The organism is Streptomyces griseoflavus (assembly GCF_014649995.1).
Lineage (GTDB): Bacteria > Actinomycetota > Actinomycetes > Streptomycetales > Streptomycetaceae > Streptomyces > Streptomyces griseoflavus.
The window spans coordinates 4999-5209 of sequence record NZ_BMUC01000005.1; the positions used below are offsets into that span (position 1 = coordinate 4999).

The 211-nt window shown below is 67.3% G+C and carries 1 protein-coding gene; it reads left to right on the plus strand.

The window, feature by feature from the left end; all coding sequences use genetic code 11:
- Positions 1-211, plus strand: a 211-nt coding sequence (locus tag IE172_RS34465; RefSeq protein ID WP_229886048.1) for a HAMP domain-containing protein, incomplete at both ends; no start/stop codon positions are given.

Consider the following 211-nt stretch of genomic DNA (forward strand, 5'->3'; position numbering starts at 1 on the left):
CGAACGTGCCCGGGGCGGCGGGCACGTGGAAGGACCTGACGGACTCCGTCAACACGGTGTTCCGGAACCTGACGACCCAGGTGCGGGACATCGCGGCGGTGACGACGGCGGTCGCCAACGGCGACCTGTCGCAGAAGGTCACCGTGGACGTGGCCGGCGAGATGCTGGAGCTGAAGAACACCGTCAACACGATGGTGGACCAGCTGTCCTC